This is a genomic window from Niveispirillum lacus (genome assembly GCF_002251795.1).
In the GTDB taxonomy this organism is placed as follows: Bacteria; Pseudomonadota; Alphaproteobacteria; order Azospirillales; family Azospirillaceae; genus Niveispirillum; species Niveispirillum lacus.
In genome coordinates this window covers 86,214-106,404 of the sequence record NZ_NOXU01000026.1, presented here as the reverse complement: position 1 = coordinate 106,404, position 20,191 = coordinate 86,214, and the positions used below count along the sequence as shown (strand labels likewise).

The window sequence follows — 20,191 nt, the reverse complement described above, 5'->3', positions numbered from 1 at the left end:
TCGCCATAGTGCTGCCCACACCTGTGGGGGTTGCCAGCCCGACATAGGAACGGTAAGTGTACAAAAGCCGTTACATAAAAAGCCTTGTAGCGCCTTTTGCGGGTACTACACAGTGCGCAGGACCCGGACAGAACGGGGACGGCCCTAGTCACTGGAGAGGGAGAAACCCAACGTGGAACATACCGGTCCCGTCATCAGCAGCTTCGGTCTGGATTATCTGGGCTTGACCAATCTGAAGGCCGCCCATTGGAACCTGAGCGTCGGTGCGCTATACGAACAGGCCCTGCGGCGTGGGGAGGCCAAGCTGTCCAAGGACGGCGCCCTGGTCGCCATCACAGGCCAGCACACAGGCCGGTCTCCCAACGACAAGTTCACGGTCAAAGAAGAGACCACCGCCCACGACATCTGGTGGGGCCCGAACAAGCCCTTCACCGAGGATGCGTTTGACCGCCTGCATGCCCGCGTTACGGCTTTCCTCCAGGATCGTGAGGTCTTTGTGCAAGATCTCTACGCTGGGGCCGACGCCGCCTACCGCCTGCCGGTCCGCATCGTGACCCAGCATGCCTGGCACAACCTGTTTGCCCAGAACATGTTCATCCGCCCGGCCCTGAAGGACCGTGCAGCATTCGAGCCGGCCTTCACCGTGTTGCAGGCCCCTGACTTCCGTGCCGTGCCCGAGCGCGACGGCACCCGGTCGGACGTGTTTGTGGTGATCAATTTCAAGCGCCGGCTGGTCCTGATCGGCGGTACCTCCTATGCCGGAGAGATCAAGAAGTCGATCTTCTCCATCCTGAATTTCCTGCTGCCGGCGCAGGGCGTTTTGCCCATGCATTGCTCGGCCAATATCGGGGCGGGTGGCGATACCGCCATCTTCTTCGGCCTGTCAGGCACCGGCAAGACCACCTTGTCCGCCGATAGTTCCCGCACCCTGATCGGTGATGATGAACATGGCTGGTCCGACCGTGGTGTCTTCAACTTCGAAGGCGGCTGCTATGCGAAGGTCATCCGCCTGTCGGCAGAAGCCGAGCCGGAGATTTTCGAGACCACGCGCCGCTTCGGCACGGTCCTAGAAAATGTCGTCATGGACCCGCAAAGCCGCGCGCTGGACCTGGATGATGCCAGCCTGACCGAAAACACCCGCGCCTCCTATCCGATCGACTTTATCCCAAATGCGTCGGAGACGGGCCTGGGTGGCCAGCCGCTGAACATCATCATGCTGACCGCCGACGCCTTCGGCGTACTGCCGCCCATTTCCAAACTGTCCTCCGAACAGGCCATGTACCATTTCCTGTCCGGTTACACGGCGCGCGTTGCCGGCACGGAAAAGGGTGTGACGGAGCCACAGGCAACGTTCAGCACCTGCTTCGGCGCCCCCTTCATGCCGCGCCATCCCACCGTCTATGCCAAGTTGCTGGGCGAAAAGATCAAAGCGGATGGCGCTAACTGCTGGCTGGTCAATACCGGCTGGACAGGCGGTTCCTATGGAACGGGCAGCCGCATGAAGATCGGCCATACCCGTGCTCTGGTAAACGCCGCCTTGTCGGGCAAACTGGCCACAGTCAGCCACAAGCCGGAACCGAATTTCGGTCTGGCCGTGCCGGAAGGGTGTGACGGGGTGCCGGCGGATGTGCTGCTGCCACGCAACGCCTGGGCTGACAAGTCGGCCTTCGACGCCACCGCGCATGAAGTGGCGCGCCGGTTCGAAGCCAATTTCACCCAGTTCGCCGACCAGGTGGACGAAAAGGTCGTGCGCGCCGGTATCCGTACCGCCGCGTAAACAGGCCGTCCATCCTCCCGCCGATGACCGGGGCGGGGCGATCAAGGCCGGGGGCGCAATCCCCCGGCCTTTTTTGCGTCTGCTACACCCCCGTCACGCTGACGGGCAGCCCGCCCGACAGACGCTTCAGCCCGCGCGTGATGGCGGGCAGTTCCTTCTTGTAGACACGTTCCAGTGGCGTGACCTGCACCGCCCAGGCGCCCGTGCCGTTCGGTCCGGCCACACGGCTGTGTGTCCAGGTGGCAACCACCCGGCCCTGGCGGAGGATCACGGGGCTGATCCAGCCCGCGACACGATAGATGGCAGGCCGAAACCGATCCTCCAGATACTGGCCGGTATCGGCATGGGCCAGCAGGTAAGGATCGAACAGGCCCAGGACATTGATTTGCCCCTCGACCGGCTCCGCAGCCAGCAGGGCAGGTAGATCATGTTCCAGCACAAAGGCTTTCTTGCCTGACAGCGTCACTGGCACAATCTCTTTGCCCAGATCGGCAAAGGCCTGCTGTGCCGGACCGGCATAGAAGCCCACGAATTTCTTGAAATCCGCCGGCGTTGCGGGGCCATAGACGGCCAGATAACGGCGGGCCAGATCGGCCATGGCGGTCCGCCCATCCGGTACAGTCAAACTGTGACCCAGCCATTGGCCCAGATGCACGAACAAGGCTTCCCGTGCGCCCTCCCCGCATGCCTTTTCCGCCGGCCCGTGGCAGACATGGCCCAGCGCGCAAGCCAGTTTGATGATCCCGCCCCAGCTATGTTCCAGCATGGGCCGCGCCCATTCACCCAGGATCGGCACCAAGCGGCGCGACAGATCCATGCGGCTATGCGCACCCTGTTCCAAGGCCTGGACCACCGCCGTCACCAGCGTTTCAACCTGATCCGCGCTCAGCCCTTCCTTGGCATACCAATTATGGTATCCCTGCACATGCTCACGGCGCAGGCCCAGGATCATGGGCAGATCGTCGGCTTGCATCAGGTGCAGGGTGGAACGCTGCGCCCAGAGCTTTACCAGGGTGCGGTCCTGATAGAGGGCGCGGTCGATATCCCCATCCGCCGCCCCCGCCTCGCTGCGCGCCCGCAATTGCAAGATGGCGGCGGAATGGACCTGGGCCTGCGCTCCGATCAGGGTCCGTGCCGCGATGAGGGCGTCCGCCGCCGGTTTGGTCAGGTGCTGACGGTTAAGCCGGAAGGAAAGCGCCTGCGGCAGCGTCACGACAGTCATCAGAGGTCCTGCGGATCGGGATGATGCCGCAGGATGCCCGAGAAGCCGACCAAGAACAATAAGAGAACAACGCCTATTTCAGGTTGTCCATCCGCCTTTGCAGTTCCGGGCGCTGCGGCGCGTCGGCGGGAAGTTGTTTCAGCAGCCGCCCCCACAGCTCCCGTGCCCGATCGATCTTGCCCTCGTTCGCTGCCTGCTGCCCCAGATAATAAAGCGCCTGCGGATTGTCGGGTGCGAGGTTCAGCACCGTACCCATGGCCGCCAGGAATTCCGGGCTGCCCTGGGTCTGTTCATCATCCGGGGCGGTCAGGCGCGACAGGTCCAGCCAGGCCTGCAAGCGCTTGGGATCAGCCTTCACCGCCCCACGCAGGGCCGCGCGGGCGGCGTCCAGATTGCCCTGCACTTCGCGCGCGCGGGCCAGACGCATCCAACCATCGGCATCACCGGGATTGTCTTTCAGCTTGGCTTCCAGCCCATCGACCATGCTGTTGATGGTGGCCTGCTGATCCTCCTTGCTCATCCCGGCCATGGCCTGCATCTGTTCGGGCGACAGGGCCGGGGCAGCCCCCCCTTGTCCGCCGGCCTGGCCCATGGCGGGCGGCGGCGCGCTGGCGGGCCGGGGCTGCGGGGTGATGGCAAAGGGGTCGAGACCGACCTGCGTGGCGGCATCATGGATACGCTCCCGCACCGTGGGCAGCCAGGGCGCATCAGCAGGACTGTCGGCCACCAGCGCCGTCCAACGGTCCAACGCGCCCCTGATATCACCCGCCTGTAACCGCGCCATGCCAAGGTAATACCGAGCACGCGCATCCATGGCATTGGCGGCCACCGCTTCGGTGAACAGACGAACCGCCTCTTCCCCGACCACCCCATCGGCGGACACGGTCAACGCCTCAGCCAAAGCCCCCTTCACGCTGGCATCGGCCGGCGTCAGGCGTAGCACCTGTCGCCAAGCATTGACGGCATCATTGGGCCGGCTCATGGCGCCATAACTCTGCGCCAGCAAGGCCCATCCACCGGCATCATCGGGATTGGCCTTCAACGCCTCTTCCAGCTTGGCCACGGCCTCAATCACCTGTGGCGGAACGGGCGCTTCCTTGGGGCGTGTGGCAAAGGGTACCGCTGGCAGATTGGGGTGCCCCAGCGGCAGATAGATACCAAGGGCAGCCAGGGGGAGCAGCAGGGTCACGACCATAGCCGTGCGCTGCGCCGGCTTGCCGTTGCTGGTCACCTTGGTTGCCGCCGCCTCATCCGCGACAGAGAGCAGCCGGCGGCCGACCTCCGCCCGCGCCGCCCTGGCCTGATCGACCGACAGGATGCCGCGTTTCAGGTCGCGATCGATTTCCGTCACTTGGGCGGCATAAACGCCGCGGGCGAACTCTGCGGCCCCTTCCAGCGGCGGGGACGGACGCAACAGGGTGCGCAGCAGAGGCAGCAGGGCCAGCGCCGTCAGGGCGGCTGCGACCAGCCAGAAACCGATCATCGCCCATCCCCCGACTTGTCTTCATTCAAAAGGACCATAAGCCGTGCTTCTTCTTCCGCCGTCAGGGTCGGAACCGGCATGGTTTCCACGTCGCGGCGACGTTGGCGCATGTAGAGTGCTGTGCCCAGGCCCGCCAGCAGCAGCAGGGCAAACGGTCCCCCCCACAATAGGGCCGTGTATCCGGTCACCGGCGGGCGGAGCAGCACGAAATCGCCATAACGGTCATGGACATAAGCCAGGACCTGTTCATTACTGTCGCCTGCCACCAGCCGTTCACGCACCAGCACCCGCAGATCGCGGGCCAGATCGGCATTACTGTCATCAATGGACTGGTTCTGACAGACCAGACAGCGCAGTTCCTTAGAAATCTCCCGCGCGCGGGCCTCCATCGCGGGATCGGCCAGCTTTTCATTTGGCATGACCGCCAAGGCAGGAACACACAGGAAAGCGGCGACGAGCGCGGCAGCGATCCAGGACAAGGGCGCGGATGTGCCTGCCCGATGACTGAAGGAAGGCATAAACGCCGTCATTTCGACAGTTCCCTGATCATGGGCAGGATCGTTTCGTCCACATCGAACGGCATCAATGGCCCGACATGCCGGTAACGCACCCGGCCCTGTCGATCGATCACGTAGGTTTCCGGCACGCCATAGACGCCGAAATCAATGGCCACACGGCCATCCTTGTCGGCGCCGATGGCTGTGAAGGGATTGCCCATCTGGTCCAGGAAGGCCTTGGCCGCCTCCGGCTTATCCTTATAGTTGATGGCGTGGATGGTCACGCCATCTTCCTTGGCCAACCGCATCAGCAGCGGATGTTCCACGCGGCAGGGGGCGCACCAGCTGGCAAACACATTGACCAACTGCACCTTGCCCGTCAGATCGGCATTGGATAGCCCCTTCTCCCCCTCCGACAGGCCGGGCAGGGCAAAGGTCGGCGCCGGTTTGTCGATCAGCATGGAGGGCAGCTTGGACGGGTCCTTGGTCAAACCCAACGCAAAATAGCCGCCAAGAATGAGAAAAACAGCCAGCGGCAGCAACAGCAGCAGACGGTGACGGGTAACGGCGCTCATGCTGTTGCTCTCACTCCGCGGGTTGCAGGGCGGGGGAAACCGGGGCCGCACGGCGGGCCGGTACGCCGACCCGCAATCGCCGATCGGACAGGCTGAGGCAGCCGCCCAGTACCATGACCAGCGACCCGATCCAGATCCAGGGCACCAGCGGATGATGATACAGGCGCACCACCCAACCACCGCCACCCGGGTTTTCTTCACCAAGCACCAGGTAGAGGTCGGAATAGAAGGTGGTGTGGATGGCGGCTTCCGTTGTCTGCATCTTGGCGACGGGATACCAGCGGCGCTCAGCGGTCAGGGTGCTGATCAGGTCACCATCGCGCCGAACGCTGAAATGGCCCATTTCCGTCTGATAATTCGCGACCCGCAGGTCTTCCACCTTATCCAGTGTGACCTCGTAGCCGGCGATCAGGGCCTTGTCTCCCAGCTTCATGACTCGCACATCCTCAGCCAGCCAGAAGGTGGTGCCGACCATGCCGGCAATGGCGATGCCCATACCGCCATGGGCAACCGCCGTACCCCAGGCGCCCAGGGGCAAACCCCGGGCCCGGGAAAGGCTGTCGGCCAGTGGTACCCGGAACAGCTTTACACGGTCCGCCACCTCCCAAACGGCGCCGAACCCAGCCCATCCCGCCATGGCAATACCAACCAAAGCCATCACCGGCTTCACACCCGCCAGCCACAACGCCAGCATCACCGACACCAGGGTCAGCAGTGCCACGCCCCATAGGCGTGACAGGATACCGCCGAGGTCCGCGCGTTTCCACGGCATGAACGGACCCAGCGCCATGACCATGACCAGCGGGATGGTCAGGAACGGCGTGATGAAGTTGAAATAGGGGGCACCTACCGAAATCTTGTGCCCGAACGCATCCAGCAGCAGCGGCATCAGCGTGCCAATCAGCACCACCGCTGCCGAAACGGACAGCAGCAGATTGTTGAGGACAAGGGCCCCTTCACGACTGACCGGGGAGAACAGCCCGCCGATTTTCAGAACATGTGCCCGCAGCGCAAACAGCAGCAAGCCACCGCCGGTGGCCAGGATCAGCAAGCCCAGCACCGCCACCCCGCGCTGCGGATCGACGGCAAAGGCATGGACCGAGGTCAGCACGCCGGAGCGGACCAGGAAGGTGCCCAGCAGCGACAGGGAGAAGGTCAGGATGGCCAGCAGGATGGTCCAGGTCTTCAGCGCATCGCGCTTTTCCACGACAATGGCCGAATGCAGCAAGGCGGTGCCGGCCAACCAAGGCATCAGGGAAGCGTTTTCCACCGGATCCCAGAACCACCAGCCGCCCCAGCCCAACTCGTAATAGGCCCACCAGGACCCCATGGCGATGCCCATGGTGAGCGAGGCCCAAGCCACCAGAGTCCAGGGTCGCACCCAGCGTCCCCAGGCCGGATCAACCCGCCCCTCAATCAAAGCACCAACAGCAAAACTGAAGGCGACAGAGAACCCGACATAACCCAGGTAAAGGAAGGGCGGATGGAAGGCCAGACCCGGGTCCTGCAACAGCGGGTTCAGGTCATTGCCATCGATCGGGGCGGGGTAGATACGGGCGAACGGGTTGCTGGTGACCAGGATGAACAGCAGGAAGCCAACGCCGATCAATCCCTGCACGCCCAGGACGCGGGCCTTCAGCGTCGGCGGAATATTTCGCCCGAAACCTGCGACCGCCGCCCCGAACAGGGCCAGCATGAACACCCAGAGCAGCATGGAACCCTCATGGTTCCCCCACACGCCCGACACTTTGTAAAGCATGGGCTTGGCACTGTGGCTGTTGTTCACGACATTAAGGACGGAAAAGTCGGAAACGACATGCGCTTGCATCAATGCCGCGAATGAAATGGTAATGGCGGCCAGTTGCGCAAAGGCCGCCATCCGCCCCGTCTCCATCCAGGCCACATCGCGCCGGGCAGCTCCCACCAACGGCATCACCGACTGCGCAACCGCCAGCAGTAAGGCCAGAACCAGGGCGTAATGTCCGATCTCAGGGATCATGTCCGTCTCGCTGCTCCTGTTCCGGGTTTGCCGGTGTTGATTTTATCATCGACCCGCCGAAAACCGGCGAAGTCCGATCACGCCAGACATCATTCTTCGTCAAGCGCATCCTTAACAGCCCGTAAGCTGCAGATGGCGACAGAGCCAGTCCGTTAACGCTCTGCCGCCGCCGCATCAATGATAACCGCGAAATCCAGTCCGGCACCAGGGATCGCCCCAAGGAAATGGCGCACATCCATTCTGGCCACCCTTACCTCCCCGCTTCGAAAACGGGCCTTCCCGGCACTTCCGGACGGAACTGGCCAGAAGCCTTCAGGGCGTCAGCCACTTCCTTGGGCATGTAATTTTCGTCATGACGGGCCAGCACTTCGGATGCCACGAACAGACCGTCGGGGCGCAGACGGCCCTCCACCAGCACACCCTGCCCCTCACGAAAGAGGTCGGGCAAGGGGCGGTTGGTGGTGACATCGACGGTATGGGCCGTATCGGTAATGGTGAAGCGGGTCGTCACGCCGTCATTTTCTTTCACCACCGAGCCGCCGGCCACCAGGCCGCCAACGCGTACCAACTTATCGCCAGGCGGCTTTACCGTCAGATCGGAGGGTGAGAAGAAAAAGGCCACATTCTCTTCGAAGGCCGTCAAAGTCAGGGCCGTAGCCGTGCCAAGACCGGCCAGCGCCAGCAGCAGCATGTACAGACGGCGCTTCTTACGCGTCATCATTCTCCGCCTCCTCCATCGCTGCCGCCATCTGCATCGTCGCCACCCTTTGTGGCGTCATCAGCGCGCTTATCCTTGCCGGTTGTACCGTGATGCAGGGTAGAGCCTGCCTCATCACCGGAGGGCGCAGCCGCTGACCGACGGCGGCGGCGTGGCAATGTCTGTTCCAAGGTCGCCAGCATCCGTTCCTTGCGCCGCAGACCGGACAGGCTCGCCATCAGCAAACCTGCCAGGACCACCAGCGCAACGCCATAACTGGACCAGACATAGATGGCGTATCCGCCCATGTGGAAAAAGTCGGCCATCCTGTCACACCCCCCCGGCCTGGGTCAGACGCAGGGTCTGGATCTTGCGTTCCGCCAGTTCCGCCCGCATGCGCAGGATCACGGTCGCCGCGAAATAGGTCTTGAAGGCCAGGGCCAGGATCAGCAGTGGCCACAGCATGTCACCATGGATCGCCGGCCCGTCCAGGCGCAGCACCGATGCCGGCTGATGCAGCGTGTTCCACCAATCGACGGAAAATTTGATAATGGGCACATTGATGGCACCCACCAGCAGCAGGATGGCCCCGGCGCGGTGGCCGCGCTGCGGATCATCGAACGCATCAACCAGGGCCATGTAGCCCAGATAGAGGAAGAACAGGATCAGGACAGAGGTCAGGCGCGCATCCCACACCCACCAAGTGCCCCACATTGGCTCCCCCCAAAGGCTGCCCGTGACCAGGCACAGCAGGGTGAAGCCCGCACCCAGCGGAGCCGCCGCCTTGGAATAGACCTCTGCCAATGGATGCCGCCACACCAGGGCACAGGCAGCCGCAACAGCCATGGAACTGTAAGTGAACATGGCCATCCAGGCGGCAGGCACATGGACATACATAATCCGCACCGTGTCGCCTTGCTGGTAATCCTCCGGGCTGGCCAACAATGCCAGATACAGGCCAACGGTGAACAAGATCGCGGACAGGACCGAAACCCAGGGCAGAACCAGGGCGGCCAGACGCAGGAAACGGGCGGGATTGGCAAAACGATGCATGGTGGTCCCTATGTAGCATGGGAACCGCCAGTTTTACACCGGTGCCGATGATTGCTGCGCTGATTTGATCCAGCGCACGTTCGCGATCCGACAAAAACAAACCCGCCCACGTTCCAGACGGAACGCGGGCGGTTAATGACCAGCAATGGACGGTTAAAGACCCTTGGCGATGCTGTTCAGGCGCAAACGCAAGGCGTTCAGCTTGATGAAGCCTTCGGCGTCCTTCTGGTTATAGACGCTGTCGGCCTCGAACGTCACATAGTCTAGGCGATAGAGACTGTTGGGGCTCTTGCGACCAACCACGCGGGCCGAACCCTTGAACAGTTTCAGCCGGACCACGCCGTTCACCCGTTGCTGGGTGCTGTCAATCAAGGCCTGCAGGGCCTCACGCTCCGGTGAGAACCAGAAACCGTTATAGATCAGCTTGGCATAACGCGGCATCAACTCGTCTTTGAGGTGCAGTGCCTCACGGTCCAGCGTGATGCTCTCGATACCACGATGGGCGACCGATAGCAGCGTGCCGCCCGGTGTCTCGTACACGCCGCGGCTCTTCATACCAACGAAACGGTTTTCCACCAGGTCCAGGCGGCCAATGCCATGCTTGCCGGCCAATCGATTCAGTTCCGTCAGCAATGCGGCTGGCGTCAGACGTACGCCATTGACCGCGACCGCATCACCCTTCTCATACTCGATCTCGACATATTCGGCCTCGTCCGGTGCCTTTTCGGGGGCAACAGAACGGGTATACATATCCTCATCCGGTTCCACCCACGGGTCTTCCAGGGCCTTACCTTCATAGGAGATGTGCAGCAGGTTGGCATCCGTGCTGTACGGGGCCTCGCCACGCTTGTCTTTGGCGATGGGGATCTGATGCTTTTCAGCGAATTCCAGCAACTGGGTGCGGCTGTTCAGGTCCCATTCGCGCCAGGGGGCGATGACCGTCACGTCCGGCTTCAGGGCGTAATAGCCCAGTTCAAAACGGACTTGGTCATTGCCCTTACCGGTGGCGCCATGGGCCACGGCATCGGCCCCAACCTGTTTGGCGATCTCGATCTGGCGCTTGGCGATCAGCGGCCGGGCGATGGAGGTGCCCAGCAGATAGGTGCCCTCATAGAGCGTATTGGCGCGGAACATCGGGAACACAAAGTCGCGCACGAACTCTTCACGCAGATCGTCGATGAAGATGTTTTCCGGCTTCACGCCCAGCAATTCTGCCTTCTTGCGGGCAGGCTCCAACTCCTCACCCTGGCCGAGATCGGCGGTGAAGGTCACGACCTCGCAAGCATAGGTTTCCTGCAGCCATTTCAGGATCACCGAGGTGTCGAGGCCGCCGGAATAGGCCAGCACGACTTTCTTCACGCCGCTCTTCATGGGTAATATCCGTTGCGGTAACTGGTTGAACCGGGCACGGAAGTTATCGGGGGCGACGGCACCTGTCCAGACCATGTGGCCCGCATCCGCAAGGGGGCTGGCCGGCACCAAGGGCAATCCCCATATCGAAGCGCGGTGAGTTGTGACAAAAGGCAAGGGGGGAAGATGAGCCGCGGTGGGGTTTTGATGATCACCTGTCTGCTGGCCATGCTGCTGGCGGCGGCAGTCGGCGGCGTGATGGCATGGAACGCCATGGGCGGCGGCGGGCCGAACCAGGCCATCAGCCTGCATGGATTTATCGCATTGGGCCTGGGGGTTCTGGGTTCCCTGGTGGTGGGTGGCGGATTGATGGCGCTGGTCTTCTTTTCCAACCGCAGCGGCCATGACCAGGCCGTGCATGAGGAGGCTACGCGCCGGTTGCCTCCCGACCAGGAGCACCATTGATGCGATGTGCGCCCGCGCGCCCGCTGACTGTGAAGGATTCCCACTACGACGGAACCGGCCGGGTTTGTTATGGTTGAGCCACGCAAGCAATCTCGTGTGAAGGCCGGTCCTGATGGCGCTGATTCTGGCGATTGAAACCGGCAGACGGTCTCCGGTATTTGCCTATGGTTTTGCCCTGGGGGCATTCCTGTTGGCGCTGATCGTGCGATGGGCCACAGATCACGCGCTGCCACTGGGCTTTCCCTTCCTTACTTTTTTTCCGGCTGTGATCCTGACCACCTTCTTTGCGGGTCTGTGGCCGGGAATTCTGACCGCCACCCTGTCAGTCTTGGCGGCCTGGTATTTTTTCATTCCGCCGAAGGGGTTTGTTCTTGACGGTCCCAGTGCGCTGGCACTGAGCTTCTTCATTCTGATTGTTGCCATCGATATTGCCATCATTCATGTGATGAACAACGCGCTGTCGCGCGTGCGCCAGGAACAGGCCCGCGCCCGCAAGGCAGAACAGGAAGCCAGCGATCTGGCAGCCCATCGCGCCATCCTGTTTGCCGAGTTGCAGCATCGTGTTTCCAACAACATTCAGATCGTCTCAGCCTTACTGGCCCTGCAAAAGGCCGACGTCACGGATGAAACAGCGCGGCGCGCCTTGACGGAGGCGTCGAACCGGCTGGCCACCATCGGCAGAATTCAGCGACGCCTGCATGATCCGGAGAATGCAAAAGGCAATTTCGCCGACTTCCTGTCGGAGTTGGTGGAAGATGTGGTGCAGGCATCCGCCCCGGCTGGAATCAAGGTGGCCGTGGATACACCCCCCCTGCCACTGCCGACAGAAAAGGTCATTCCGGCCGCCTTGGTTGTTGCCGAACTGGTCAGCAACTGTCTGGAACATGCTTTTATCGGGCGAACTGACGGTATCATCCGGGTAAAGGCCCGGATGGAAGCGGGCAACCGCGTCGAACTTTCCGTCAGTGACAATGGCACCGGTCTGCCCGCCGGTTTCGATGCCGGCCAGGTTTCCAGTCTGGGCCTGCGCCTGGTCTGGTTGCTCACCCAGCAATTGGGAGGGAATTTCACAATGACCGATACCGGGGCCGGTGCTGAGGCACGGCTGTGCTTCAGTGTCTGATCAACCCCGCCATTGGCCCCGTCGGCGCAACACATCGCGCAACAGAGTTGGCCGGTCAGTGATGATGCCATCCACCCCCATATCCAACAGCCGCTCCATCTCCGCACCATCATCCACGGTCCAGACATGAACGGGCAGGCCGCGCGCATGGGCGGCGCGCAGCATGGCCGGCGTCACGACCGTCAGGCCCCGATGTGATACAGGAACCTGAAGGCAATGTGGCCCCTGCGGGACGGGCAGGGCCAGGCCGTGACCCGCGACCCAGACCCGCACCACGTCCCAGGGGCCAGCCGATGAACACAGCGCCGGACCCAACGCGCGACGGAGCCTAGCCAACCGTTTGCCGGAAAAGGAACCGACACAGACCCGGTCAAGGGCCGCATGCCGGCGTAACACGCCGACCAGGGCTTCCGCCGCCTTGTCCGACTTGGGATCAATATTGAGGCGTAGGTCGGGCCAGGTTTCCAGCACCTCCTCCAGTTGCGGGATCGGCTCGCGCCCGGCCACCCGTGCCTGGGCAACATCTGGCCAGGGCAGGTCTTCCACCCGACCGCATCCATCGGTCAGTGCGTCCAGCACAGGATCATGAAAGACGATCAGCCGCCCGTCCGCCGTCACCTGCACATCGGTTTCGATATAGCGATAGCCCAAACCAATGGCATGGGCAAAGGATGCCATGCTGTTTTCAGGGGCTTCCAGTCCGCCGCCACGATGCGCAAAGGCGATCGGGCCGGCATGGTCCAGATAAGGATGGCGGGTTGCCGCCTTCATGGTTTCTGGTCAAGCCGGGGCCAACGGGACAGCGCAACGACCCAAAGCCCCACGGTCAATAGTGGGAAAAACAGGAAAGCCACCAATGCCCATAAAGGGTTGCGCCCTGTCTTGCCGAGCGCAATCCCTGCCACGCACACGGTCCAAGTGATGGTCAGGACCACAACCAGGATTGATGCCCAGCCCGGCAGGAAGGACAGCATATCCACAAGATCTCCATACCGCGGCATCGCCTCAGCCCTCCCCGTTCCTGGCCGACCGTTCCTGGGCCCGCTGGCGTTTCAGCCGTTCGCGGGGATGCAGCTTTTCCGGCCGGGGCGGCAGCTTGGGCCAGGGCTTAAATGCCAGTACACTGGCAAACACCGCCCAGCCGAACAGCGGCAGAACCAGCCAACCCATCAGCGCCACCGGCAAACCTGCCCGCTGCAACAGGCGCCGCGCCGGCCACAGGGCGGCAAGGGTCAAGAAGGCATGCATTAGAAGGGCGACCTGCCAGCCGCCCAATGCCATGTCCGTTGCTTCCATCGCGCGATCCATGATCCCACACCGTTACCGGGGACATAGCATGAAATCACACCCCGGCAATATGGGGGAACAGAGACAAAAAAACCCGGTTTCCGCCCCACCTGCTGCGGAAACCGGGTCGAAGCCGCGACCAACCAGCGCGGCAATCAGGTCATGATCACGATCAGAAGCGGACCCGCGCGCCCGAAATCAGGCCGTTAATGTCCTTGTACTGGGTCGTCCGCGTATCATAGGAATGATTGCGGTAGCTGATATAAAAGTCGGTGGCGAACGCATCGACCGTCTGCACATAGCCGACGGACCAAGCCTTGGCATCACCACCAGCGATGGCGAGGTCTTTCTGCACCAGATAGTCGACCACGAAGGAACTATTGCCCAGGCCCGTAACATTGGCCAGGTAACCCAGCTTGCCGTACCAGAAATCGCTGTCACGCGGTCCGATATCGCGGGTGCCGCCAGCGGCTGTCACATTGAAGCCATTGGCAAATTTGACCGAGAGCGACCCGTTGGTCTGAGTGTCAAAACCGGTCCGGCTGTCATTATCGACATAGCCGATGGCACCAGAGACTTCCGTGGTACCGATTTTGCCTGTGTAGCGGCCAGCAAAGTCTGTCGCACCGCCTTCGATGAAGCTGGTGGACAGCATGAAACCACCACCGAAGGTCGGGGTGTCGTAACGAATACGGTCATCACGGCTCAAACCGTCAAAATTATTGAAGACGGTATTGATGTTGGGGCCGGCCGCGCGGTTCGCCTTGTTCCGGAACAGCACGCCCCCAAACAGCGAACCAATGTCGTTATGGCTGATCAGCGTCGCGGTACCGGACAGATCAACTTCTGAGGTCACGTTGGTCGCCGTGTCGCCCTGACCGACCCACAGGCGGCCGAAACTCTTGTGCTGGACCCAGAATTCCGCTTTGCGTTCATTCACCGAGAAGGCACCCGCGTCGGTGCCGAAACCGGTGGTGCGGGACGATCCGGAACTGGTTTCAAATTCGATGTCGGAGCCCGCAGTCCAGTTATCATCCAGCTTGGCAGTGCCAGCCACGCGGATGCGGGTAGACCCCTGAGAGTTATTGACGAACATCGTGTCATTGTCGAAACCGTCATCGGCATACTGCACGGCGCGGCCGATCTGACCGGAAAGCATCAACTTGATCTTGCCATTGCCCGACTGCGTAACCTGCGGCGCCTTGAAGACATCGGCGGAGACCAGCGGGGCGTCCTTGCTGGCCGGCGGGCCAGCGGGGGTGCTGGGCGCTTTTTCCAGCTTGTCGATACGGGCCATAAGGGCCTGTACCTGGGCACGCAGCGCCTCAACCTCATTGGCGGGAGCCTGCTGCGCCAGCGTCGGCGCGGCGGACACAACAAAAAGGGCGGCGCCAGCCAGTAAGGTGGCTGTGATCCGGTGCGACATTCTCATCAGCAAATCCTCCCATGGGCGGCCCCGTGGCGGGGCACTCGTTCATTTCATTAGGATGACGAAAACTGGACGGATTGCCCCTAGGACGGGTAAAGGCTTTTGGCACTTCACCAATCGGGGCAGGTCCACGGCAAGGTCATCAATAATGTGCTGTGCGAATGATTTAGGCCGGTGATGGGGTCGACCCAATCAATATTGGCCAGCACATCAGTACAGGCACACAGTGGCGGGGATTGTCACAAAACTGTAACCCCGACCTTTGGGTGGGGGGCACGTTCACAAAGTTGGCGTGGCAAAGCTGCCACAGGGACGCGGCATGGCACCCTGTCGGGGCTGGCACTGGTCAGACCCGGTACTTCTCCTTATGGTCCAGCCCGCCTTTTCCGCCACACCTTTGCGCCAGGGCTGACGACATGATCCCCCGCTACTCCCGCCCCGAAATGACCCGTATCTGGGACCCGGAGAACCGGTTCCGCATCTGGTTCGAGATTGAAGCCCATGCCTGCGATGCCCAGGCCAAACTTGGTGTCATCCCGGCAGAAGCCGCCAAGGCCGTTTGGGAACGCGGCGCCTGGGAAATCGACCGGATCGACGAAATCGAGCGGGAGACCAAACATGACGTCATCGCCTTCCTGACCAATCTGGCCGAACATGTCGGGCCGGAAGCGCGCTTCGTCCATCAGGGCATGACCAGTTCCGACGTGCTGGACACCTGCCTGGCAGTACAGATGACCCAGGCCGCCGACCTGCTGCTGGCCGACCTGGACAAGCTGCTGGACGCGTTGAAGCGCCGTGCGCTGGAGCACAAATACACAGCCACCATCGGCCGCAGCCACGGCATCCATGCCGAGCCGACGACCTTTGGTGTTAAACTGGCTGGCCATTACGCAGCGTTTGCACGCAACAAAAAACGCCTGGAGGCTGCCCGGTCCGAGATCGCGACCTGCGCCATCTCCGGTGCGGTCGGCACCTTCGCCAATATCGACCCGTTCGTGGAAGAATATGTGGCGGAAAAGCTGGGCCTCACCGTAGAGCCCCATTCCACCCAGGTCATCCCACGTGACCGCCATGCCATGTTCTTCGCCACGCTGGGCGTTATCGCCGCCAGCCTGGACAATCTGGCAACGGAAGTGCGCCACCTGCAGCGCTCGGAAGTGCGCGAAGCAGAGGAATATTTCTCGCCCGGCCAGAAGGGCAGCAGCGCCATGCCGCATAAGCGCAACCCGGTGCTGTCGGAAAATCTCTCCGGCCTGTCGCGCATTGTCCGCGGCTATGTCACTCCGGCGCTGGAGAATGTCACTCTGTGGCACGAGCGGGACATCTCCCACTCCTCCGTCGAACGCATGATCGGCCCCGATGCCACCGTGACCCTGGATTTTGCCCTGGCCCGCGCCACGGGGCTGATTGAGAAGCTGGTGGTCTATCCGGAGAACCTGCAGAAGAACCTGGACATGCTGGGCGGTCTGCACAATTCGCAGCGCGTTCTGCTGGCCCTGACCCAGGCGGGGATGAGCCGCGAGGACGCCTATCGTGCCGTTCAGCGCAATGCCATGCCGGTCTGGCTGGAAGGCAAGGATTTCCGCACCATGCTGAAATCCGACGCCGATGTGATGAAACACCTGACAGAGTCCGCCATCGACGATGCCTTTGACCTGGGCTATCACACCAAGCATGTCGACACGATCTTCCGCCGCGTTTTTGGCGAATGACCTTGCCCCCCCTTCCCGGTGACCCGCCGGGAAGGGGTTATTCCAGAACCTTCGCTTCGAACCCGCACAGGTCCCGCACGATACAGGCGGGACAATCCGGTTTGCGGGCCTTGCAGACATAGCGTCCGTGCAGGATCAGCCAATGGTGGGCGTTCAGACGCCATTGTTTGGGCACACGCTTCAGCAGCGCCTGCTCCACCGCCTCCACATCCTTGCCAGGCGCCAGACCCGTGCGGTTGGAGACGCGGAAGATGTGGGTATCGACGGCGATGGTCGGTTCACCAAAGGCCGTATTCAACACGACATTCGCCGTCTTGCGGCCGACACCCGGCAATTCCTCCAAATCCTCCCGCCGTCGGGGCACCGCGCCCCCATGCTTCTGCACCAGGATTTCCGATAGTTTGATCACATTGGCAGCCTTGGTCTTATACAGACCGATGGTCTTTACATGATCGCGCACCACCGCCTCGCCCAGCGCCAGCATGGCAGAGGGGTTGTCAGCCTGAGCGAACAGGGCACGGGTTGCCTTGTTCACCCCGACATCGGTGGCCTGGGCCGAGAGGACCACAGCGACCAGCAGCGTGTAGGGGTTTGAATATTCAAGCTCAGTCTTCGGCTCCGGATTGGCCTGCGACAGGCGGCGGAAGAATTCGTCGATGGCAGCGCGCTTCAAGGGCGTGATCCGGACAGGCAGCATTGAGGGCCCCTACCATAATCGGCGGGACAGCCTGTCGCAATCACCCCACCTTGCCCATGGCGGGCTCCCGCCCTATCGTCTTGCCCATGAATGATGCGGCCAGCCCATTATCGGATGGCAGCCCGGTCCTGTTCCGGGCCGTGATCCATCCCCATCGCAGCCTGAGCCCTGCCGGGTTTCGGCGACTGATCTGGTGCGTAGGCGCCCTGAGCCTGATCACGGGTTTAGGGTTCTTCCTCTCGGGCGCCTGGCCCGTCATCGGCTTCATGGGGGTCGATGTCGCCCTGCTCTACTGGGCCTTTAAGGCCAGCTATCGCAGCGGTAGAGCCTTTGAAACGGTGGAACTGACCGACCAAGCTCTGCGGGTTGAACGGGTGGACCCGTTCAATCGCCGGCAGGTCTGGACCCTGCCGCCGGGTTGGCTGCGGGTACATCTGGATGAGCCGCTGAAACCCGGTAGCCAGATCACCCTGAGCAGCCATGGCCGGCAGCTTGTCGTGGGTAGCGACCTGTCGCCCGACGAGCGCCGGGATTTTGCCGAAGCCTTGCGCAAGGCATTGGAAAACTGGCGCGATGTCAGGTGATAGCGTCCAGTTGCTCGTCCGATAGGTAACCCGGCACCACCGTAACCGGGATCCTTAGATTGCCCGACATCTGCCCGACCACATAGCTGATCAGCGGCCCCGGCCCACCGCGGCCTGTACCGGCAGCCAGCACAAGGATGGAGATGCTGGGTTCCTCCTGGATCAGCTTCATCAGTTGTTCACTGGCCTGACCGTCGCGGATATACAGCATGGGGATGGAGCCTGCGATATCCACCACCTCCTTGGCCAGTCGCTGCATCAACTGCTCCGCCTCCTCCCGCTGCTCCTGCTTCATCAATTCTTCGATAGCACCCCAATGCTGCAGCTCCGAGGGCGGGATAACATGCAGCAGCGCTACTTTGCCTCCCGTGGTACGGGCACGGCGGGCGGCATAATGCAGGGCGACGGTCATTTCCTCGGTCTCGTCTACGACGACCAGGAAGATGCGGGTCTTATCGGGCATGGTGGCCTCCCCCCGAAGGCGTCGTTACGATTTGCGGAAGACGATCCCGGCCAGCCAGCCTGATGTCACGGCCAGCATGATGCCCAGGATCGCGTAGAAGACAGAATTGCGCTGTGCGAATTCAAACACATTGGCCGAAAAGCCAATCTTGGACACCAGCAGCGGCGTTGTCTGGGCACTGACCACATCACCATCCCGGATCAGGAAGACCGACGCGGTATAGGTGCCCGTCGCCACATTGGCGGGGAAAAAAATCCGGGTGCGGAACAGGCGTTGCCCCAGGAAAGAAACCTCGCCCACCTCTGTCGTGTACAGCCCGGCCCGCTGCTTGTTGCGGATCAGGGCGGCGCGGAATTCGGCCAGCTTTTCCGGGGCCAGCTTGGCCTTTTCCGGGAGCAGCCGGACATAATCCAGCCCGATCTCATGCCGTTGCAGCACCGTTGGCGGAACCACACCCTCAAGCGGCGCGGTGACCGCCACATTGTAATAGGCCGGAACCCCGGCAAAGGTGACATCTTCCACATTCATCCAGATAGCGGCCACCCGGTCCTTGCGCCGGACGGTCACCTGCCCTTCCGGTCCCTGGACCACGACCGCGACATCCCCATCGCCATCCACAGCCCCGAACAGCACCACATCCGTACCGGTAAAGCCGGTGGTGATCGCGATGAGATGGCTGGACAGGTCAGCGACCAGCGACTGTGCCCAGGCGGGCCGTACCGCCTGCCACAGGCAGAAGCCTGCCAGCAGCGCGACAGGAAGCGCCAGAAGGCAGCGGGACCGCCGGTTCATGGCATCACCGGCAGGGTGATTGAATAAATATCCTCTGGCCGGACGACCAGATCCACGGCCAGCTTGACCGCCACCGCCAGCACCATCAGGGCCAGCAGGGCACGGGCCTGTTCACCCCGCAGCTTAGCCCCGGCGCGGGTACCGAATTGCGCCCCGATGACACCGCCGACCAGAAGCAAAAGGGCCAGCACGATATCGACAGTCTGATTGCCCACAGCCTGCAGAAATGCCGCCAGACCGGTGGTGAAGATAATCTGGAACAGGGAAGTGCCGGCCACCAGGGCGGTGGGCATGCCCAGGATATAGATCATGGCGGGCACCAGCAGGAACCCACCGCCGATGCCCATGATCGCCACCAGCACCCCACCGACAAAGCCGATCAGGGCCGGCAGCAGGGCGGATATGTACAGGCGCGACCGCGGGAACCGCATCTTGAACGGCAGGCCATGCAACCAGGTATGGTGATGCAGCTTGGACCGCACCGGCGCGCCCCGCCCCTTGACAATGGCACGCAGGCTTTCCGTCAGCATCAGTGTACTGACGGTGCCCAGAAACAGCACATAGGAAAGCGAAATCACCAGATCGATATGGCCCAGCTTCTGCAAGTAGCCGAACAGCCAGACACCCAGGCCAGTGCCCAGCGCGCCACCGACCAACATGACGCCACCCAGCTTCACATCGACATTGTTGCGCCGCCAATGGGCCAGCACGCCTGAGACCGACGCGCCCACAAGCTGATTGGCCTGGGTTCCCACAGCGACAGCCGGGGGGACACCAATGAAAATCAGCAGGGGTGTCATCAAGAAGCCCCCGCCCACGCCAAACAGACCGGACAGGAAGCCCACCCCGCCACCCAGCATCAAGATCAACAAGGCGTTGACCGAGAGTTCGGCGATGGGAAGATAGATCTGCATGGTCCCGGAAAATCCCGTAACGGGGGCGGGTGATGGCGGTCCAATTATGCTACCGGCTTTCGCCGGCAGGGG

The 20,191-nt window shown here is 62.2% G+C and carries 21 protein-coding genes; 5 read left to right on the top strand and 16 right to left on the bottom strand.

Translation table 11 applies throughout. The features are described 5' to 3' along the window. The first annotated feature begins 172 nt into the window (after positions 1-172). Positions 173-1,777, top strand: coding sequence for a phosphoenolpyruvate carboxykinase (locus CHU95_RS08440; protein ID WP_094455656.1), 1,605 nt, complete (start codon positions 173-175; stop codon positions 1,775-1,777). A gap of 82 nt (positions 1,778-1,859) precedes the next feature. Here the strand turns inward: CHU95_RS08440 and CHU95_RS08435 are convergent, their stop codons facing one another. The 9 genes from CHU95_RS08435 to CHU95_RS08395 form a co-directional block, all read right to left on the bottom strand. Then, the gene (locus tag CHU95_RS08435) at positions 1,860-2,999 is read right to left on the bottom strand and encodes a winged helix DNA-binding domain-containing protein (protein WP_094455654.1); all 1,140 of its coding nucleotides are present in this window, start codon (positions 2,997-2,999) and stop codon (positions 1,860-1,862) included. Positions 3,000-3,072: 73 nt separating this feature from the next. Continuing rightward, positions 3,073-4,482, bottom strand: a complete 1,410-nt coding sequence (ccmI, locus tag CHU95_RS08430) for a c-type cytochrome biogenesis protein CcmI (RefSeq protein ID WP_094455652.1) — start codon at positions 4,480-4,482, stop codon at positions 3,073-3,075. Next, entirely contained in the window at positions 4,479-5,012 is a 534-nt protein-coding gene (locus CHU95_RS08425; protein WP_281255153.1) for a cytochrome c-type biogenesis protein, read from the bottom strand. The genes ccmI and CHU95_RS08425 overlap by 4 nt, the downstream gene beginning before the upstream one ends. Next, positions 5,009-5,554 (bottom strand): DsbE family thiol:disulfide interchange protein, encoded by a 546-nt coding sequence (locus CHU95_RS08420; RefSeq protein WP_094455650.1) that lies wholly within the window; start codon positions 5,552-5,554, stop codon positions 5,009-5,011. Before CHU95_RS08420 ends, CHU95_RS08425 begins: the two co-directional genes overlap by 4 nt. Positions 5,555-5,564: 10 nt before the next feature. Then, on the bottom strand, positions 5,565-7,553 hold the full coding sequence (locus CHU95_RS08415; RefSeq protein WP_094455648.1) for a heme lyase CcmF/NrfE family subunit: 1,989 nt from the start codon (positions 7,551-7,553) through the stop codon (positions 5,565-5,567). 250 nt (positions 7,554-7,803) lie between these two features. Further along, positions 7,804-8,271 (bottom strand): cytochrome c maturation protein CcmE, encoded by a 468-nt coding sequence (ccmE, locus tag CHU95_RS08410; RefSeq protein ID WP_094455919.1) that lies wholly within the window; start codon positions 8,269-8,271, stop codon positions 7,804-7,806. Beyond that, entirely contained in the window at positions 8,271-8,576 is a 306-nt protein-coding gene (gene ccmD, locus CHU95_RS08405) for a heme exporter protein CcmD (RefSeq protein ID WP_094455646.1), read from the bottom strand. Before ccmD ends, ccmE begins: the two co-directional genes overlap by 1 nt. A gap of 4 nt (positions 8,577-8,580) precedes the next feature. Next, positions 8,581-9,303 (bottom strand): heme ABC transporter permease, encoded by a 723-nt coding sequence (locus CHU95_RS08400; RefSeq protein WP_094455644.1) that lies wholly within the window; start codon positions 9,301-9,303, stop codon positions 8,581-8,583. Positions 9,304-9,456: 153 nt separating this feature from the next. Beyond that, complete coding sequence (locus CHU95_RS08395; RefSeq protein ID WP_094455917.1) at positions 9,457-10,674, bottom strand: argininosuccinate synthase; 1,218 nt, start codon at positions 10,672-10,674, stop codon at positions 9,457-9,459. A gap of 165 nt (positions 10,675-10,839) precedes the next feature. Between CHU95_RS08395 and CHU95_RS08390 the strand changes: the two genes are divergently transcribed. Together CHU95_RS08390 and CHU95_RS08385 are read left to right on the top strand one after the other, a co-directional pair. Next, positions 10,840-11,118 (top strand): hypothetical protein, encoded by a 279-nt coding sequence (locus CHU95_RS08390; protein WP_094455642.1) that lies wholly within the window; start codon positions 10,840-10,842, stop codon positions 11,116-11,118. 112 nt (positions 11,119-11,230) lie between these two features. Next, entirely contained in the window at positions 11,231-12,241 is a 1,011-nt protein-coding gene (locus CHU95_RS08385; protein ID WP_094455640.1) for a sensor histidine kinase, read from the top strand. On the opposite strand, the gene CHU95_RS08380 is transcribed toward CHU95_RS08385, so the two are convergent. The 3 genes from CHU95_RS08380 to CHU95_RS08365 all read right to left on the bottom strand — a co-directional run bounded on the left by CHU95_RS08380 (position 12,242) and on the right by CHU95_RS08365 (position 14,960). Then, positions 12,242-13,012 (bottom strand): glycerophosphodiester phosphodiesterase family protein, encoded by a 771-nt coding sequence (locus CHU95_RS08380; protein ID WP_094455638.1) that lies wholly within the window; start codon positions 13,010-13,012, stop codon positions 12,242-12,244. Between the two features lie 234 nt (positions 13,013-13,246). Continuing rightward, on the bottom strand, positions 13,247-13,549 hold the full coding sequence (locus tag CHU95_RS08370; protein ID WP_133065479.1) for a hypothetical protein: 303 nt from the start codon (positions 13,547-13,549) through the stop codon (positions 13,247-13,249). Between the two features lie 151 nt (positions 13,550-13,700). Continuing rightward, positions 13,701-14,960, bottom strand: coding sequence for a porin family protein (locus tag CHU95_RS08365; RefSeq protein ID WP_133065478.1), 1,260 nt, complete (start codon positions 14,958-14,960; stop codon positions 13,701-13,703). 413 nt (positions 14,961-15,373) lie between these two features. Here CHU95_RS08365 and purB point away from each other — a divergent pair, with 413 nt between their 5' ends. Beyond that, positions 15,374-16,669, top strand: a complete 1,296-nt coding sequence (gene purB / locus CHU95_RS08360) for an adenylosuccinate lyase (protein ID WP_094455630.1) — start codon at positions 15,374-15,376, stop codon at positions 16,667-16,669. A gap of 37 nt (positions 16,670-16,706) precedes the next feature. Here the strand turns inward: purB and nth are convergent, their stop codons facing one another. Continuing rightward, entirely contained in the window at positions 16,707-17,366 is a 660-nt protein-coding gene (gene nth, locus CHU95_RS08355) for an endonuclease III (RefSeq protein WP_094455628.1), read from the bottom strand. 86 nt (positions 17,367-17,452) lie between these two features. Here nth and CHU95_RS08350 point away from each other — a divergent pair, with 86 nt between their 5' ends. Continuing rightward, positions 17,453-17,950, top strand: coding sequence for a DUF2244 domain-containing protein (locus CHU95_RS08350; protein WP_094455915.1), 498 nt, complete (start codon positions 17,453-17,455; stop codon positions 17,948-17,950). Here CHU95_RS08350 and CHU95_RS08345 read toward each other — a convergent pair. The 3 genes from CHU95_RS08345 to CHU95_RS08335 are packed head-to-tail and all read right to left on the bottom strand — an operon-like array spanning position 17,943 to position 20,119. After that, entirely contained in the window at positions 17,943-18,413 is a 471-nt protein-coding gene (locus CHU95_RS08345) for a universal stress protein (protein ID WP_094455626.1), read from the bottom strand. The genes CHU95_RS08350 and CHU95_RS08345 overlap by 8 nt on opposite strands. 24 nt (positions 18,414-18,437) lie before the next feature. Then, positions 18,438-19,205 (bottom strand): TIGR02186 family protein, encoded by a 768-nt coding sequence (locus CHU95_RS08340; RefSeq protein WP_094455624.1) that lies wholly within the window; start codon positions 19,203-19,205, stop codon positions 18,438-18,440. Then, positions 19,202-20,119: a sulfite exporter TauE/SafE family protein gene (locus CHU95_RS08335; RefSeq protein ID WP_094455622.1), complete on the bottom strand. Its 918-nt coding sequence runs from the start codon at positions 20,117-20,119 to the stop codon at positions 19,202-19,204. Before CHU95_RS08335 ends, CHU95_RS08340 begins: the two co-directional genes overlap by 4 nt. Positions 20,120-20,191: the final 72 nt, after the last annotated feature.